This is a genomic window from Bartonella sp. HY761 (assembly GCF_026743145.1).
GTDB lineage: Bacteria > Pseudomonadota > Alphaproteobacteria > Rhizobiales > Rhizobiaceae > HY038.
The window spans coordinates 1,025,427-1,043,267 of record NZ_CP104887.1; the positions used below are offsets into that span (position 1 = coordinate 1,025,427).

Sequence of the window (17,841 nt, forward strand, 5' to 3'; positions counted from 1 at the left end):
CGATTTGCTATAGTGAGCTTAAATAGTTTATTTCAATATAGTGAAGAGAGTTGCCATGAACCGTCGTCGTCGCATTTATGAAGGTAAGGCCAAAATTCTTTATGAAGGGCCAGAACCAGGTACGCTCATCCAGTTTTTCAAAGATGATGCAACAGCATTTAATGCTAAAAAGCATGAAGTGATTGATGGTAAAGGCGTTCTTAATAATCGTATTTCTGAACGTATATTTACACTGCTAGAAGAAATAGGTATTCCTACCCATTTCATCAAAAGTATTAATATGCGTGAACAGCTCATTCACGCGGTTGAAATAATTCCCCTTGAAGTTGTTGTTCGCAATATTGCCGCGGGTTCTATTTCTAAGCGTTTAGGCATTGAGGAAGGCACACCATTACCAAGCCCAATTATTGAGTTTTATTTCAAAAAAGATGAACTTGATGATCCAATGGTTTCAGCAGAACATATTTTTGCTCTTGGCTGGGCAAGCCCTTCTGAGCTCGAAGAAATTATGGCGATTGCAAGCCGTATCAATGATTTCCTTAGCGGACTTTTCATTGGCATAGGCATTCGTCTTGTTGATTTTAAAATGGAATTTGGTCGCCTTTGGGAAGGCGATATGATGCGCATTGTCCTTGCTGACGAAATTTCCCCTGATTCTTCGCGTCTTTGGGATGTTAATACCAATGACAAACTGGATAAGGATCGTTTCCGCCGCGACATGGGTGGCCTCGTTGAGGCTTATCAAGAAGTTGCTCGTCGTCTTGGCATCATTAACGAAAATGAAGCACCGCGCCCTAAAGGTCCGGTATTGGTGAAATAGCTCACCAGCTCTTACTGACATGAATTTATAGGCTTTTATTTTCACTTAATTGAGCCATTTATTTGCCTTTATATGGCATTTGTTGCACCTTTAGTGAAAATATAGCCTATAAATGCTATTCTTATAATTCCATTCTAATAATTCCATTGGTTATTAAATCTCTTATGTGCGTCAACAAGCCATAAATCAGCCAAGTAGAAAGATTACAAGTTATGAAAGCCCGTGTCACCGTTACCCTTAAAAACGCTGTTCTTGACCCACAGGGGAAAGCCATTGTTGGTGCCTTGGAAGCACTTGATTTTAGTGGTGTTAACTCTGTTCGCCAAGGCAAAGTCTTTGATATTGAACTTGCAACCAATGACAAAGCCGTTGCCCAAAGCGAATTGCAAGCCATGTGCGAAAAACTATTAGCCAATACTGTTATTGAAAATTTCTCCATCGAGATTTTATAATTTCAAAGCAAATTGCCTATAATGCAAGCTGCTTAGACCGCCAGTTTATTATATTATAGGCAATTTTAAGATCATAATTTGTGCTGCACTTTAGCTTAAAATCCGCTTATACCAGAAAAGTGCTCTTGGTTATCTTCAAGGATTTGCAAATGAAAACGGCTGTTATCCAGTTACCAGGCTTAAATCGCGATCGTGATATGATCACCGCTTTGAGCGATATTTCAGGCACCAAACCAATCACTGTTTGGCAAACAGAAACAACCATTCCTGATGTTGATTTAATCGTTATTCCGGGCGGTTTTTCTTATGGTGACTATTTGCGCTGTGGTGCAATTGCTGCACGCATGCCGGTTATGCAAGCAATTAAGGAAAAAGCCGCTAAAGGCGTTAAAGTTCTCGGCGTATGCAATGGTTTTCAAATTTTGCTTGAGGCGGGTCTTTTACCGGGTGCTTTAATGCGCAATACATCGCTTAAATTTGTTTGTCGCGAAGTAAAGCTTGAAATCGCCAATGCAAATACAGCTTTTACAACCGGCTACCAACAAGGGCAAATTATTCGCTGTCCCGTTGCCCATCATGACGGCAATTACTTTACCGATAGTGAAAGCCTAAAGCAGCTTGAAGATAATGGTCAGGTAGTTTTACGCTATGCACAAAACACTAATCCTAATGGTTCACTCAACGATATTGCTGGGATCATCAATAAGCAAGGTAATGTGCTTGGTATGATGCCGCATCCTGAAAATCTTATTGAAAAGGCCCATGGCGGCGATGATGGACGCGCCTTTTTTGCTGGCGCTTTAGGTATTGCAGCATGAAATTCATAAAGGAAACCATAGTACTTGGAGTGTGTTTGCTAGGTGTTTCAGCCTGTTATAGGGTTACTCTACCTGTTGAGCCACCGGTTTTTAACAGCCAACATGCAGCTTTACCAACCATGGAGCACATTGCTTTAACCGCTAATCGCTGCTGGTTTAAATCAGGGGATAATGCATTCAAGGCCTATCGCCTTGCACCTGAATTGCAATCCTATAGTGGCAAGCCTCGTATTTTGCTTGTTGCATATAACAGACCAACTGATCGGCCACTTTTGGTGGTGGAAGCCATGGGCAGCCCTGCACAAGTTGCGCATTATGGTCCGCTAATGGACAGTAGTTTAAGCAGCAGAATAACAGATAATATCAAACGCTGGACTGCTGGCGACAATAAATGTTGAACGAATAAAACGAATGTTGAACGAATAAAATCAACCAAGCCTTATAAAAATAAAATGGGTTTGGTTGAAATAGATCAAGAGCCAACAGATTATATGAAATACCCTTTAAAGGGTAAAATATAGCAAGCTGTTGTAAGGACAAACATTAATAGATATTTTGATTGGCTAGACTAACAATTATTTATTATCACTTAGGGAATACGGAGCCCAAACCTGATGAGCCTTGGCAATGATGTTGCAATAACCCCTGAACTTATCGCAGCGCATGGATTGCAGCCTAATGAATATGCCCGTATTATCGAGCTTATCGGCCGTGAACCAAGCTTTACTGAACTTGGCATTTTTTCCGCTATGTGGAATGAGCATTGCTCATATAAATCATCAAAAAAATGGCTGCGTACCCTGCCTATTGATGGTGATTGCGTCATCCAAGGGCCGGGTGAAAATGCTGGCGTTGTCGACATTGGCGAGGGCGATTGTGTGGTTTTCAAAATGGAAAGCCATAATCACCCATCCTATATTGAGCCATATCAGGGCGCAGCAACCGGCGTTGGTGGTATTTTACGTGATGTTTTCACCATGGGGGCGCGTCCAGTAGCTGCCATGAATGCACTGCGTTTTGGTGAGCCAAGCCATCCGCGCACCAAACACCTCGTTTCTGGCGTTGTTTCAGGTGTTGGTGGCTATGGTAATGCCTTTGGCGTTCCAACCGTTGGCGGCGAAGTGAATTTTGATAAAAGATATAATGGCAATATTTTGGTCAATGCTTTTGCAGCCGGTATTGCTAAAACCAATGCGATTTTTTATTCCAAAGCTGAAGGCGTTGGGCTACCTGTTGTATATCTTGGTGCCAAAACTGGTCGTGATGGCGTTGGCGGCGCCACTATGGCATCTGCTGAATTTGACGATTCGATTGAAGAAAAGCGACCAACAGTACAAGTTGGCGATCCATTTACTGAAAAATGCTTGCTTGAAGCCTGCCTTGAATTAATGGCAACAGGCGCAGTGATTGCTATTCAAGATATGGGTGCGGCGGGCCTTACCTGCTCGGCAGTTGAGATGGGCGCTAAGGGCGATCTTGGTATTGAGCTTAATCTTGACCTTGTGCCAGCACGCGAAGCAAATATGACCGCCTATGAAATGATGCTATCAGAAAGCCAAGAGCGTATGCTCATGGTGCTGCTGCCTGAAAAAGAAGCTGAAGCTGAAGCAATTTTCAAAAAATGGGGTCTTGATTTTGCAATTTGTGGTAAAACCACGGATGATTTGCGTTTCCGCGTTCTTCATCAAGGTGTTGAAGTTGCCAATTTGCCAATTAAAGAGCTTGGTGATGAAGCGCCGGAATATGATCGCCCTTGGGTTGAACCAAAGCTTCCTGTTGCGCTAAATGATAGCGAAATTGCTGACCAAGGCGATTTGGGCAGTGATCTTTTAAAATTGTTAGGCTCACCTGATTTATCGTCACGGCGCTGGGTTTATGAACAATATGACACCTTAATCCAAGGCAATAGCCTTGTTTGCCCTGGCGGCGATGCCGGCGTCATTCGTGTTGACAGCAATGATAAACGCGCACTTGCATTTTCATCTGATGTCACCCCACGCTATTGTGAAGCCTCTCCCTATGAAGGGGGCAAGCAAGCCGTTGCTGAATGCTGGCGCAATATTACTGCAACAGGAGCAACGCCCCTTGCTTCAACCGATAATTTGAATTTTGGCAATCCTGAAAAGCCTGAAATTATGGGGCAGTTGGTTTTTGCCATTAAAGGCATTGGTGAAGCTTGTAAGGCACTTAATTTCCCAATCGTTTCGGGTAATGTGTCGCTTTACAATGAAACCAATGGTGAGGCTATTTTGCCAACACCAACCATGGCGGGCGTCGGCATTATTGCTGACTGGGGGCATATGGCTACTATTGGCGGCATGCAAGAGGGTGATATATTATTGCTCATTGGCGGTGATGGTCGCCATCTTGGCCAATCGATTTATTTGCGCGATATTTTAGGGCGCACGGAAGGCTTACCGCCTAAGGTTGATCTTTCTGTAGAAAAGCGAAATGGCGATTTTGTTCGCTCGCTTATAGAAAAAAGCTTGGTCACAGCATGCCACGATATATCCGATGGCGGCTTGGCAATTAGCCTTGCTGAAATGTGCATCAAATCTGAAAAAGGTGCAAAGGTAACGCTAGGCAATGGCACGCGGGTTAGTGAGTTATTTGGTGAGGATCAAGCGCGCTACGTAATAGCAATTAACCCTGAAAATCTTGATGATATTACCAACCGCGCTTATTTAAACGGCATTGAACTGCGCCAACTTGGCCAAGTTGAAGGATCGATGCTTGATATTGCTAATTGCTTCAGCCTGTCGGTTGAACAATTAAACAATTGCTTTGAAGGTTGGTTCCCTGACTTTATGGGACAAGAATAAGCCATTTTGAAGCCTCAATTGAATTAGATATTCATTTGAGGCTTTATTTTTTAAGATAGCTTTTTAAAACAAGCAATGTTGTTGGTACTGCCATAGTGATTTGACATTTAACTAACAGCCATTATATTATTGTAACAATTCAAAATAGGAGAATTTCTCATGGCAATGGACGCGCATGCGATTGAAAAGCTCATTCGCGAGGGCATACCTGATGCCAAAGTAACTATTCGCGATCTTGCTGGCGATGGTGAACATTATGCTGCTGAAGTTATTGCGGAAAGCTTTCGCGGCAAAAGCCGTGTTGCGCAGCATAAAATGGTATATGATGCATTGCAAGGCAATATGGGTGGTGTATTGCATGCCCTTGCATTGCAAACCAGTGTGCCAGAATAATTTGCGTTATTATTAAGTTAAATCGCATATTTTTTAAAAATGACTATGGTTAAGTAAAAGAAACTTACCATATAAAAAGTTAAATATTAAATCACGCAAGGTTGCTTTTTAATGGTAAAGCACTTGAAATAATGCAGCTATTAGCCCCAAAGCTGCGCAGGAAGGATTATAGAATGACCGGCATGAATGATTTCATTGATAATGAAGTTAAGAGCAATGATATTGTACTTTTCATGAAAGGTACGCCCGGCTTTCCACAATGTGGTTTTTCAGGCCAAGTCGTTCAAATTCTCGATTATCTTGGTGTTGCCTATAAGGGCGTAAATATTCTCACATCTGACGAATTGCGCCAAGGCATTAAGGAATATTCCAATTGGCCAACAATTCCTCAGCTTTATGTTAAGGGCGAATTTGTTGGCGGTGCAGACATTGTGCGTGAAATGTTCCAACAGGGTGAACTTAAAACATTGTTGGAAGATAAAGGCATTAGCGTACAAAACGCTTAAATTTTTTTATATTGAAAAAAATGGGAACCATTCCTTGAGATTGGTTCCCCTTTTTAATTGTTTATATATTATTGAATTAGAACTTAACTAGCCATATGCGTTAAGATCTATGAGTACCTCTCACGGCCGTGTCTTTTTTGGGGCGGCTATTGGGTTGAATAAAGCACTATATGATAGTTCATTTTGATATTCTGGATGCAGACCCAAAAAAATAGCATTCTTATTATTGGTGTCATATCCACCAAAGTTCTAGGCTCGCTTAAAGGTGTAGGTTAGGCATGAATCAAACAAGGCTTGATTGAAAATATAGGATTTTATTAAGCTGTTGTTTGTTTTTCTGCCGCGTTTTCACTTTATTGGTTCTACCACCCTAAGACTACTATTTTAAAAATTTTGGTTTTAAGCATGAAAAACCTTGGCCGGGTTGCATAGCTTCATGCATGAAAAGCGTACGCAAGGGCGAAAACTGTCGCAAAAGCTCAAGGCCACCACTGCGCACCATTTGCACGGGTAGGAAATCTGATAATAAAGCACGGTTAAGCAAGTGCACAAAGCCAGTACGCGCCCAAATGTCGGGCTTGCGGTGGCGGTTATAATCGCTGATTGCATTGTCCGAGCCGGGATCTTCGAGGTTTTTTGCTGCGGCATTTGTCAAATCAACAACATCGCGAATTCCAAGGTTTAAACCTTGTGCGCCGATAGGCGGGAATACGTGTGCAGCCTCACCAATAAGGATTGTTCTATTACGGGCAAAATATTTAGGCACTGCGCCGCCCATTGGCCATGCTTGCACGGGTGTTTCAATGGTTACTTTACCAAGCATTGAGCCCATTTTTTCTTCAATTTCTTTGGCTAAAGCCTCTGGCCCAAGGCCTAATAGTCTATTAGCTTTTTCGGGCTTTTGCACCCAAACGAGGCTCGACTTATTGCCAGGTAATGGCACTTGCGTAAATGGCCCTTCACTGGTGTGAAATTCGGTTGAGGTGTTTAGGTGTGGTAATGGGTGTGAAAAGCTTAAAATGACGGCAGTTTGTGGATAGGCCCATTGCCGTGTTTCAATGCTGGCAGCTTCTCTTGCTGCTGAGTTTCTTCCATCTGCTGCAACTAGCAATTGGGTGGTAATCACATCACCATTATCAAGGGTAACCTGCACACCATTATCTAAATGTTCATAGTGGGTGACATGGTTTGGTAATTGTTTTATTTTTTCGCACTGCTCCACCGCAGTTTTTAAAGCAGCATTCAGTGAAATATTAGGAATGTTAAAGCCAAAAGCTTGCTCGTTAATTTCACTTGCACGGAATGTTACACAGGGCGAGCGAATGAGCCGCTTGGTGCCATCAATGATCCGCATGGTAGCAAGGGGCGCAGCTTTGCTTGCCAAATCTTGCCAAATGCCAATTTCATCAAGCTGTTTGATGGCTGGCATCATAAGTGCGGTGGTGCGCATGTCATTTTGGTCGGTGCTTGGACCAATGAGTAAAATATTATCAAAATGTCCCGCCAATTTAAGTGCCGCAAACATTCCAGCAGGTCCCGCGCCAACAATGGCGATTTTGCTTTTGGTGTTGGGAGAAATATCGGCATCTTGCATGACAGCATCCTTTTCATTTCATTATTTTGGCAATCTATCATTTATTTTTTGCAATAAAAAGCAAAGATTGACGGAGCTTTTGTCCAATAGGCATATTTTATATAGATATTTTGTGCCACATTTATCATAAACACCTATATTAGCGCGCTAATGCCGTAATCACACCATTTGAGACTAATTTGATTTGATTGTGTTATAAAACCTTAGTTATGCACTTGATAAGCTGTTATACAAGGTGGTGCCTTTGATGAAAAAATGAATATTGGTTGCTTTATTACAATTCTTTGTTGTAGCTCTTTCACTTTAATACTATTAAAAGTGCAAGATCCGCTTTTGCGGATGGATTAAACAGGGATGATGCTCGCGTGAAAAATAGTTTTTCTGAAAAGATAAAAGATGGCAAAGAACGCCTATTGGCAAAAAAGGTAACTATGCCACAGGCGCGAGCCTTTTCGGTACATCTTTTAACTGCATCGGGATCATTTTTAGCTTTCTTATCGCTTGTTGCAGCGTCTGAAAAACAGTGGACAGCCATGTTTTGCTGGTTGGGACTTGCTTTATTTGTTGATGGAATTGATGGCCCGATAGCAAGAAAACTTGATGTAAAATATGTTTTGCCGACTTGGTCTGGCGAATTATTGGATAATATTATTGATTACGTCACTTATGTGCTTATTCCTGCCTTTGCGCTTTATCAACGCGGATTCATGGGTGAGGGGCTATCATTTTTATCAGGTGCGATCATTGTGATTAGCAGTGCAATCTATTACGCCGATACCGCAATGAAAACCAAAGAAAATTTCTTCAAAGGCTTTCCAGTTGTTTGGAATATGGTGGTTTTCACGCTTTTTGTGCTGTCGCCCGGTGAGTGGGTGGCTTTTGGTGTTGTTGTGTTTGCGGCGGTTCTATCCTTTGTGCCGATATATTTTCTCCACCCAGTTCGGGTTGTGCGCCTGCGACCGTTAAATTTAAGCGTCTTTTTAGCCTGGTGTGGCTTTGGTGTTGTTGCATTGTTTTATAACCTTGAAGCGCCTTATTGGACAAAGTTAGGTCTGATGATTACCAGTATTTATATTTTTGGTATTGGTTTTATTTTGCAGCTTTTCCCAAAATTTGGACTTAGGTCAAAATCATAAGCATTTTTGCGCAGGATGAAGTTTTAGAGCGTTTTTTGAAAAGTGTGAAGCGGTTTTCGGACAAAAAACGCGAAGTAAACAATGCTTTAGAGCGCGGATCTGATCTAATCAGATCGAAATGCGCTCTAAAGTAATGGCAGCCATATAGAATAATATTGACTTTGAATTGCACCTAGTTTTGTAAAATATCAATAAAACTGATTTGTTACATTGCGTGATCAACTATATGATTCATTTAGGTGATTTTAAAAAATACTCGTATTCGTGGGTAAATTTTGGCAATTTATTCAACTTTTTTAAATTATATGATAACATTTTAGCTTAAGGCTCCAAAGGGATAAATATTAACTATAATTTAAAGCAAAAATAGAGTTTTTTAGCTGATTTGTCTTAAAAATCAATTGCTTATATTGGGATTTTAAAGGTATCAGTCAAAGCATTGTTGATAAGCGTGAAAGCGTGCTTGCTACCACTAATCGCAATATGTTACCAAATTGTAACATTATTTGATTTAAACAATTTGTGTCTATGCGGCTAGTTTCTGGTTGGTCGTCAACAAAACCTCATCGCTAGGGTTTGCGATTTGGTTGCGGTTTCATTACAGAGCGGACGAAACATGAAGCAAAAATTACGAAAATTATCTCAAAGCTCCGCATCAACAGCGGTTAAGCTTACAGGGTTTGTTGTGTTGGTAGCTGGTTTGACAGCTTGTAATTCTACAGGTCCGCTATTTCCAAGCGAGAAAGAATTAGTACGTACAACGCCCGTTAAAGATGTTGAATATGGTGCACCGCTACCTGGTGTAAAAATTTTTCAAAATGCCGAAGCCCAAATTGCTCGTAAGGCAGGGCGCGTTTTTGTTGGAAAACCTTACAAAGTTAATGGTCAATGGTTTTACCCTAAAGCTGAAATTGGTTATAGCAAAGTAGGGCGCGCTTCTTGGTATGGCGCGGGATTTCATGGCCGTAAAACCGCAAATGGCGAAATCTTTGACATGAACCATTTGACTGCCGCTCATCCCACTATGCCTTTGCCAAGCTATGCAAGGGTTACCAATTTAAAAAATGGTGCATCTGTCGTTGTACGGGTTAATGATCGTGGGCCCTTTGCTCATAATCGTTTGATTGATCTTTCTAAAAAAGCAGCTGAGACTTTGCATTTTGCAGATCGCGGTGTTGCTGATGTTAAGGTTGATTATATCGGGCCAGCACCTGCGCAACCCCGTAAAGACGGTTATTTATTGGCTTCCTATCGTGGGCCAAATCAAAACGCAAACTCTGCGGCTGCCTTTGTTGCTATTGAAGATAACCACAAGAATAACGAAGCTGAAAAAGCCGTTAAAGCTGTGGTAAAAGATAGTTTTGATTTGTCAGAAGCAAAGCCTGCTCTTAATTTAGCGCCGCGTTTAACCTCTGCCTATGTTGAAGAATATATTGCATCAGGACGCAACAGTGATATTTTTGCGCAAATTTTGCGTGATGAAGGTGCATATTCACACGCTAAACAAGAATTTATTACTTTGGGCAATTTTGCCAATAAAAACGATGTTAATGAAATTGCTCAAAAGCTCAAATCTTTTGGTGATGTTAAGTTTGTTGAAGATAAAGACCAAAATGGCAATGTAATTTACTCTGCTAATCTCATGGTAAAAAACAATCTTGATGAAGCACTTGATGCTGCATGGTCAGCCGGTGCAAATGATGCGTTTATCGTGAGAGATCATTAGGTTTTTGTAATACCAAACTTGGTTTTATGTTAAGTAATTACTAAAATTATTTAAGGCTGCGCGTCTAAAGACGCGCAGCCTTTATTATTGTATGAATTTAAAAAATATTAATAATGCCTCGTTAAGAATGGTGAAATATCGACTTTAAGATAAAATTATACGACATGATTGGGACTATTGGGGTATGAAATTAATAAGCAAAAATTTTACCAATCATTTATATCAGCGATTTTTCTTCGCCATTTCGCTATTTTTGGTTTGCTTTTGGCTTATTTTTTTAAGCATGCCAGCTTTTTCAGCTATAGCGGACAAAGATTTTGAAACAAGTGCGGCGCAGGCATTATTGGTAGATAAAGAAACTGGAAGTGTTTTATTTGAAAAACAAGCCAATAGTCGCATAGCGCCTGCTTCACTTGCCAAATTGATGAGTGCAGAAGTTATTTTACATGCACTTAAGCATAATAAAATTTCATTAGATGATGAATATATCATTTCCGAAGATACGTGGCGGCGCGGCGGTGCACCATCACGTACAACCACAATGTTTGCGGCGGTAAAAAGCAAGGTAAGTGTTAATAATTTGTTGCAGGGCTTAATTGTCCTACAAGCCAATGACGCGGCCCTTGCATTGGCTGAAGGGGCATTTGGTAGTGAAGAAGCTTTTGTTAATAAAATGAATGAGAGAGCGGCGGAGATTGGTCTTAAAAATAGCCATTTTGTCAATGCAACTGGCCTACCGCAAGACGGGCAATATACCACACTTAAAGATTTGGCCTTGCTTGCTGCTTATTTAGAAAAAGAATATCCTGATCAGATAACGCTTTATAGCCAACCAGCATTTGAGTGGAACAAAATATTTCAGCGTAACCGCAATCCGTTAGTGGCGGCCAATATTGGCGTTATTGGTATGGCTAATGGCTTTACGCAGGGGCAGGGCTATTCGATTTTCTTATCAGTTGAAAAAAATGACCGTAAGTTATTTCTTGCACTTGCTGGTGTGCCCAAAGAAAAAGAGCGCAATGAAGAGGCAATACGTATTATCACTTGGGCAATGAATGAATTTGTAAGTAGTCTCGTTTTTGATAAGGGAGAAAACATTGGGCAAGCCAAACTATTTGGCGGCGACAATACCACCATTGCTCTAAAGGTTAATGAAGTCGTTGCTGTCTTGATACCAAAAACCAAGATAAAACAAGTAGAGGCTAAAATTAGCTATGAAGGGCCAATTACCGCACCGGTGGAAGCCAATAAACGTGTTGGTTTGGTTAAAATTTTGCTTAATGGCGATAGTATTCTTGAACGGCCAGTATTTACGGGGGAAACTGCGACAGAGGCAAGCCTAACCCAAAAGGCAAAAAATTCGCTTTATGAGCTTTCCATTGGTTGGATTAGGGCTTATTGGAATTAATTGGTTCTTACGCTTTTATATTTTAAGTTTAATCCATCATAAGTCTTTAAGGAAATGAAGGAATAGTATTTTGCAGCAAGGTTTTTTTATTTCTTTTGAAGGTGGCGAAGGTGCAGGTAAATCAACGCAAATAAAACGCCTTGCAAAAGCACTTGAACAAAAGGGCTATGATTTGGTCATGACCCGTGAGCCAGGTGGCACAGCAGGGGCAGAGGCGGTGCGCTACGTATTGTTAAGTGGTTATGGCGAAAAATATGGTGCTTCGCTTGAGGCAGCCTTGTTTGCTGCTGCAAGAGCTGACCATATTGATGTTTTGATCGAGCCAGCATTAAAATCTGGTAAAATTGTGCTATGTGACCGCTTTATTGATTCAACCCGTGTTTATCAGGGTGCCGCTTCACCGCAACTTGCCACAACGGTTGATGCACTTGAACAGGCCGCAATAAAAAACATACGGCCCAATATTACTTTTATTCTTGATTTGCCGGCAGAAGTGGGCTTAGCACGGGCAAATTTGCGCCGAAGTGCAGATAGTGCGGTTGATCGGTTTGAAAAAGATGATGTTTTAATTCATGAAAATCGGCGTCAGGCATTTCTTGATATTGCACAAAAAGAGCCAGATCGCTGCGTGATTATTGATGCAGAGGGCGATATAGACCAAATTGCAAATGAAATTTTGTCTTGTGTAGAACAAAAATTACATCAAACACAATGATTAAAATAGGCTTTTTGCTTCATAAAAGTATAAAGCTATTATAGTGAGCGTTGAAGGCATTTTCGCCGCGTGACATTTGAGGTTAAGATGAACGACATTGTTAGTATTCCACAATATGATGATATTGATGGAATCATCAGTCCTGCACAAAATACTTTCTTTGTCGGCCATGAGGCGCAGCGTGCGTTTCTTGCGCAAATGCTTGACGAAAACCGCTTGCATCACGCGCTATTAATCGAAGGCGCAAGGGGCATTGGTAAGGCAAGTCTTGCCTATCGCCTTGGCTATATTTTATTGTCAAAAGACATTGCTGCTAATAGTATGATGGCGCAAGATATTCGTGATATTATCAATGATGATGCTGCAATAAATTTTGAAAATGAAAATATTTGGCGCAAAATTGCCCAAGGTGCTCACCCTAATCTTTTGCATATATCACGGGCGTTTGACCCTAAAACACAAAAATTTCGTGGGGCAATCACTATTGATGATATTCGTAAAATTACCCATTTTTTACAGCAAACCTCATCTAATAATGATTGGCGCATCGTCATTATCGACTCTGCGGATGATATGAATAGAAATGGCGCTAATGCGCTGTTAAAAACCTTGGAGGAACCACCAAAGCGCACTATTTTTATGCTTATTTCCCATAATGCTGGGCGACTTTTGCCCACCATTCGTTCGCGTTGTCAGGCAATAATGTTTAAGCCATTGGATTATAATGATTTACAAATGGCATTAGGTCATGCTGCAGGTTTTGATAATGGATCTGCCCAAATGCAAGATAATGACGAGTTAATTGCCAATTCTGAGGGAAGTGTTCGTAAGGCAGCGTTAATGCTAGCATATGGCGGGCTTGATATTATCCATGCGGTTGAAGATATTTTAAATAATAAGGCATTTTCAGTTGATGGTGCTTTTAAGCTTACCAGCGTGTTATCTGCCAAAGATGCCGAAGTGCAATTTTCGTTTTTTATTGATTATGTGCTTGATCGTGTGGCGCAATTGTCGCGTGATAAAGCCATTGGTGGCGATCTACCAACGGGTGAAAAACTATCACAATTCTGGAATGAGATTGAGCAACAAATACGTGATGCCACTGCCTATAATCTCGATAAAAGGCAATCTATCCTTGTTCTCTTGCAAAAACTACATCAAAATTTGAACGATTGTTTGGGTTAGGGGCAGGACTCATTATTTTAAATGGAATGGCTCAATAAACAGCAAAAATATACAAGAAGGAAAGCGATAAATGGGTGGTATACCCATTTGAGCTTTTAGACGCAGTAGATTATAGCTGTTTTTGAGTCCTTTTAGGATAGAAGGTAATTTTCGCGATAACTTTGTTGAAGATCCTTGTAAATATTCATATTTCTCGGCAGATCTTCTCGCATTAAATCCTTGGGTTCTCACAAAATTTCCTTATACCATTTCGTTCAAATTGATGGGTCCTGACCCTAATCAAAGAATTATATTATCTTTTTAGGTGACAAAGGCAAAATCTAGCATTATGTCTTTAAAGAAAAGGCGATAATGTTTCTAATCTTGTCTCGTCAGATAATCATGATAAAACCATCTCTGACCTTAGTTGAAAAACTATTCAATATTGATTGAAAAGATTATGCCAAGGGTTGCAAAAACAATAGGAAGATAACAGCAATAAGGCTTGTTCACCCAATTTTTGTAACCATTTTTTAATATTGCAACCATTCGGGCCGCTATTTGAGCGTGCGCCGTAAGATAATGAAGACTGAAGTTAAATGCGTGAAAAATATTATATAACGACACCAATCTATTATCCTAATGGCGAGCCACATATTGGCCATGCATATAATGCTATTGCAACCGATAGTATGGCGCGGTTTCAGCGCCTTGACGGCAAGGATGTTTTTTTTCTGTCGGGCACGGATGAGCATGGTTTGAAAATGCAGCAGACAGCGGAAAAGTTGGGCATTACTCCGCAGGAATTGGCCGATAAAAACTCAGCCGTTTTCCAAGAAATGCTAGCATCATTAAATATTTCTAATGATGATTTTATCCGCACCACCCAAAAACGTCATTATGACGCTTGTCAGACCTTATGGAAAATTTTGGAAGATAATGGTGATATTTATCTTGATACCTATGCTGGCTGGTACTCGGTTCGTCAAGAAGCCTATTATGATGAAAAAGATACGATCGTTGGTGAAGATGGTATTCGCCGCGAAACTGAAGTTGGTTCACCAGTTGAATGGAACGAGGAAGAAAGCTATTTCTTCCGCTTGTCAAAATATCAAGACAAATTGCTAGATTATTATGAAAAGCACCCTGAATTTGTTGGGCCAAATGAGCGGCGCAATGAAATTATGAGCTTTGTGCGCTCTGGTTTACGTGATTTATCAGTTTCGCGGACCAATTTTTCTTGGGGTGTTCCAGTACCGGGTAATTCTAAACATATCATGTATGTTTGGCTTGATGCGCTTACCAATTATTTAACCGCAACAGGCTATCCAGATCCAAATGCGCCGCGTTCTGGGTTTTGGCCAGCCAATGCACATATTATCGGCAAGGATATTGTTCGCTTCCATGCTATTTATTGGCCAGCTTTTTTAATGTCTGCTGGTATTGAATTGCCGAAGCGGGTTTTTGCCCATGGCTTTTTGCTCATGCGCGGTGAAAAAATTTCAAAAACGGTGGGTAATGTCATTGATCCTTTTGCAATTACTGCGCAATATGGCGTTGATTCCATTCGTTATTTCCTCCTGCGTGAGATATCTTTTGGGCAAGATGGCGTTATTAACAATACCGCAATTATCAACCGCATTAATGCAGATCTTGCCAATGACCTTGGCAATCTTGCCCAGCGCTCTTTATCAATGATTGCTAAAAATTGCGATGGAAAAGTGCCAAATAAGGGTGAGTTATTGGCGCAAGATAATGAGATTTTGGATAAGGCTATTGAAGTGGTTAACACTGCACGTGACGCAATGGCAAAGCAGGCGCCGCATTTGGCGTTAACGGCTATTTTTGCGGTCATTTCTGATGCTAATCGCTATTTTGCGGGTGAAGAGCCTTGGGCTTTGCGCAAAACGGATCCAGCACGTGCTGATACTGTCCTTTATGTAACCGCTGAAATATTGCGCCGTGTGGCAATTCCTTTGCAGGCCTTTATGCCCGCATCAATCGACAAATTGCTTGAACTTTTAAATATTGGCGAAGATCAGCGTATGTTAAGCGATGTTGCAAGCCAGTGGATTGCGCCGGGAACTGTATTGCCAAGTCCAAGCGGTATTTTCCCACGTTATAAGCTTGAAGAGCTTGAGGGTTAAGTTATGTTGATTGATAGCCATTGTCATCTCGATTTTGATGATTTTGTTCCCGAGCTTGATGAGGTAGTAGAACGCGCTCATCAAGCTGGTGTTAAACGCATGGTGACAATTTCAACCCATGTGCGCCAGTTTGATCGTATTATTCGCATTGCCGAAAAATATGAGCATGTTTTTTGCTCAGTAGGGACGCATCCCAATAGCGCCCATGAAGAACCCGATATTACCGCAGAAGACCTATTGGCATTAACCAGCCATGAAAAGGTGGTGGCGATTGGTGAAGCTGGTCTTGATTATCATTATGACTATGCAACACCGCAGCAACAAAGAACGAGCTTTCTTCATCATATTGATGCAGCGCGACGCAGTGAATTACCATTGGTCATTCATTCCCGTAATGCCGATGAAGATATGGAAGAGATTTTGCGTGAAGAAATGGCAAAGGGAAAATTTAAATTTATTTTGCATTGCTATTCTTCTGGTATGCAATTGGCAAAGGCAGGCATTGAGCTTGGCGGCTATTTATCTTTTTCAGGAATATTGACCTTTAAGGGCGCACCAGAAATTCGCGAGGTCGCAAAAATTGTGCCGTTGCAGCAATTATTGGTAGAGACCGATGCGCCCTATCTTGCACCAGTTCCTTATCGTGGCAAGCGCAATGAGCCTTCTTATGTGGTGAAAACGGCGGAAGTTTTGGCAGAGCTGCGCTCTCTTAGCTATGAAGATTTGGCTAAAATTACAACTGATAATGCATTTCGACTTTTTTCAAAAATGCAGTGATTGGTTAAACAAAATAGGATGATTGAAATATCTGTAAAAGATAAATTGCGATTTACCATTTTAGGCTGCGGTTCCTCGCCAGGGGTGCCGCGACCAAATGGTGATTGGGGTTCTTGCGATCCCTTAGAGCCTAAAAACCTTCGCTATCGTACCTCGCTATTGGTTGAGCGTGTTAGCGCAATGGGCAAAACCAGCGTTGTCATTGATACAGGGGCTGATTTTCGCTCCCAAGCCATTGATGCTGGCATCACCAATCTTGATGGAGTGGTTTATACCCATCCCCATGCAGATCATATTCATGGCATAGATGATTTACGCACTTTTGGCATTGGACAAAATAAGCTAATTGATATTTATAGCGATGCTGCCACGTTAAATCGCTTGCATGAAGCCTTTGGCTATTGTTTTAAAACACCCACGGGGTCAAACTATCCGCCCATATTACGCGCCCATCAAATTGGCCCCTATGACCATTTTAAAATTAATGGGGCAGGGGGTGAATTAGAGTTTCAAACCCATTTGCAAACCCATGGCGATATTCACTCGCTTGGTTTCCGCATGGGGAATGTCGCTTATTGTACCGATGTGAGTGCCTTTCCTGAAGAAAGTTTAAGTAAGCTATTTGATCTTGATGTGCTTATTATAGGTGCTTTGCAATATCAACCACATCCAAGCCATTTTTCACTTTCGCAAGCTTTGGATTGGATTGATTATTTGCGGCCAAAACGTGCCATATTAACCCATATGCATATTTATCTTGATTATCGCACTGTTTTGCGCGAAACGCCAGATTATGTCGAGCCAGCTTATAATGGATTACAATTTGAGGTTGATTGCTAAGTCCAACCTCTTAGCTTTGGCAAAAGCTGTATCATGTTGGCTTTATGCGCTTTGTAGCTTTAGAGCGCATTTCGATCTGATTGGATTAGATCGCGCGCTAATGCATTGTTTACCTTCGTTTTTTGTCCGAAAACCGCTTTACACTTTTCAAAAAACGCTCTAATAAAGACAGTTTGATTGTTTCATAACTGTAATCAGCAGCATTTTATAGAATTAAAGATTTATTTAAGACATAAAAAAACACGGCTAAAAGCCGTGTTTTTAAACATAATTTATAAAAATTACTTGATCTTTGTTTCGCGAAACTCAACGTGTTTTCTTACGATTGGATCATATTTGCGCTTTGTCATCTTATCGGTCATTGTACGGCTGTTCTTAGTTGTTACATAGAAAAAGCCGGTTTCTGCCGTCGACAAAAGCTTGATTTTGATTGTATTAGCTTTAGCCATAATAGAGAATCCTGTCTATTTGAATCACCACACCGCCTGAATGACCCGTGGCCTAAGACGATTTTGTCGCGACA

Annotated in this window: 17 protein-coding genes; 15 read left to right on the top strand and 2 right to left on the bottom strand. The window is 41.1% G+C overall.

Translation table 11 applies throughout. From position 1 onward, the window contains the following. Positions 1 to 55 precede the first annotated feature (55 nt). The 7 genes from purC to grxD all read left to right on the top strand — a co-directional run bounded on the left by purC (position 56) and on the right by grxD (position 5,811). Positions 56 to 820: a phosphoribosylaminoimidazolesuccinocarboxamide synthase gene (purC, locus tag N6A79_RS04310; RefSeq protein ID WP_262080072.1), complete on the top strand. Its 765-nt coding sequence runs from the start codon at positions 56 to 58 to the stop codon at positions 818 to 820. Positions 821 to 1,032: 212 nt separating this feature from the next. After that, positions 1,033 to 1,272, top strand: a complete 240-nt coding sequence (gene purS / locus N6A79_RS04315; RefSeq protein WP_268547156.1) for a phosphoribosylformylglycinamidine synthase subunit PurS — start codon at positions 1,033 to 1,035, stop codon at positions 1,270 to 1,272. 149 nt (positions 1,273 to 1,421) lie between these two features. Further along, positions 1,422 to 2,090 carry a phosphoribosylformylglycinamidine synthase subunit PurQ gene (gene purQ, locus N6A79_RS04320; RefSeq protein ID WP_182419074.1) on the top strand — a complete coding sequence of 223 codons (669 nt, stop codon included), beginning with the start codon at positions 1,422 to 1,424 and terminating at the stop codon, positions 2,088 to 2,090. Next, a complete protein-coding gene (locus N6A79_RS04325) occupies positions 2,087 to 2,488 on the top strand; it encodes a hypothetical protein (protein WP_262080074.1) in 402 nt (133 codons plus the stop codon). Before purQ ends, N6A79_RS04325 begins: the two co-directional genes overlap by 4 nt. 216 nt (positions 2,489 to 2,704) lie before the next feature. Next, entirely contained in the window at positions 2,705 to 4,912 is a 2,208-nt protein-coding gene (gene purL / locus N6A79_RS04330) for a phosphoribosylformylglycinamidine synthase subunit PurL (RefSeq protein WP_268547157.1), read from the top strand. A gap of 159 nt (positions 4,913 to 5,071) precedes the next feature. Continuing rightward, entirely contained in the window at positions 5,072 to 5,305 is a 234-nt protein-coding gene (locus tag N6A79_RS04335; protein ID WP_182419077.1) for a BolA/IbaG family iron-sulfur metabolism protein, read from the top strand. A gap of 173 nt (positions 5,306 to 5,478) precedes the next feature. Then, a complete protein-coding gene (gene grxD / locus N6A79_RS04340; protein ID WP_182419078.1) occupies positions 5,479 to 5,811 on the top strand; it encodes a Grx4 family monothiol glutaredoxin in 333 nt (110 codons plus the stop codon). A 379-nt stretch (positions 5,812 to 6,190) separates the two neighbouring features. Here grxD and N6A79_RS04345 read toward each other — a convergent pair whose 3' ends face one another. Then, on the bottom strand, positions 6,191 to 7,405 hold the full coding sequence (locus N6A79_RS04345; RefSeq protein ID WP_182419079.1) for a UbiH/UbiF family hydroxylase: 1,215 nt from the start codon (positions 7,403 to 7,405) through the stop codon (positions 6,191 to 6,193). A 365-nt stretch (positions 7,406 to 7,770) separates the two neighbouring features. Here N6A79_RS04345 and pcsA point away from each other — a divergent pair, with 365 nt between their 5' ends. The 8 genes from pcsA (at position 7,771) to N6A79_RS04385 (ending at position 17,318) form a co-directional block, all read left to right on the top strand. Further along, entirely contained in the window at positions 7,771 to 8,541 is a 771-nt protein-coding gene (gene pcsA / locus N6A79_RS04350) for a phosphatidylcholine synthase (protein ID WP_315973322.1), read from the top strand. 616 nt (positions 8,542 to 9,157) lie between these two features. Then, positions 9,158 to 10,267, top strand: a complete 1,110-nt coding sequence (locus tag N6A79_RS04355) for a septal ring lytic transglycosylase RlpA family protein (RefSeq protein WP_268547158.1) — start codon at positions 9,158 to 9,160, stop codon at positions 10,265 to 10,267. A gap of 283 nt (positions 10,268 to 10,550) precedes the next feature. Next, positions 10,551 to 11,675 carry a D-alanyl-D-alanine carboxypeptidase family protein gene (locus N6A79_RS04360; RefSeq protein ID WP_268547159.1) on the top strand — a complete coding sequence of 375 codons (1,125 nt, stop codon included), beginning with the start codon at positions 10,551 to 10,553 and terminating at the stop codon, positions 11,673 to 11,675. Positions 11,676 to 11,745: 70 nt separating this feature from the next. Then, positions 11,746 to 12,390, top strand: a complete 645-nt coding sequence (tmk, locus tag N6A79_RS04365; protein ID WP_268547160.1) for a dTMP kinase — start codon at positions 11,746 to 11,748, stop codon at positions 12,388 to 12,390. Between the two features lie 87 nt (positions 12,391 to 12,477). After that, positions 12,478 to 13,575 carry a DNA polymerase III subunit delta' gene (locus tag N6A79_RS04370; RefSeq protein WP_268547161.1) on the top strand — a complete coding sequence of 366 codons (1,098 nt, stop codon included), beginning with the start codon at positions 12,478 to 12,480 and terminating at the stop codon, positions 13,573 to 13,575. A gap of 578 nt (positions 13,576 to 14,153) precedes the next feature. Next, the gene (gene metG, locus N6A79_RS04375; protein ID WP_268547162.1) at positions 14,154 to 15,701 is read left to right on the top strand and encodes a methionine--tRNA ligase; all 1,548 of its coding nucleotides are present in this window, start codon (positions 14,154 to 14,156) and stop codon (positions 15,699 to 15,701) included. Between the two features lie 3 nt (positions 15,702 to 15,704). After that, positions 15,705 to 16,478 carry a TatD family hydrolase gene (locus N6A79_RS04380; RefSeq protein ID WP_268547163.1) on the top strand — a complete coding sequence of 258 codons (774 nt, stop codon included), beginning with the start codon at positions 15,705 to 15,707 and terminating at the stop codon, positions 16,476 to 16,478. An 18-nt stretch (positions 16,479 to 16,496) separates the two neighbouring features. Beyond that, complete coding sequence (locus tag N6A79_RS04385) at positions 16,497 to 17,318, top strand: MBL fold metallo-hydrolase (protein WP_268547164.1); 822 nt, start codon at positions 16,497 to 16,499, stop codon at positions 17,316 to 17,318. Positions 17,319 to 17,599: 281 nt separating this feature from the next. On the opposite strand, the gene rpmG is transcribed toward N6A79_RS04385, so the two are convergent. Beyond that, positions 17,600 to 17,767: a 50S ribosomal protein L33 gene (gene rpmG / locus N6A79_RS04390; RefSeq protein WP_182419087.1), complete on the bottom strand. Its 168-nt coding sequence runs from the start codon at positions 17,765 to 17,767 to the stop codon at positions 17,600 to 17,602. Positions 17,768 to 17,841 lie beyond the last annotated feature (74 nt).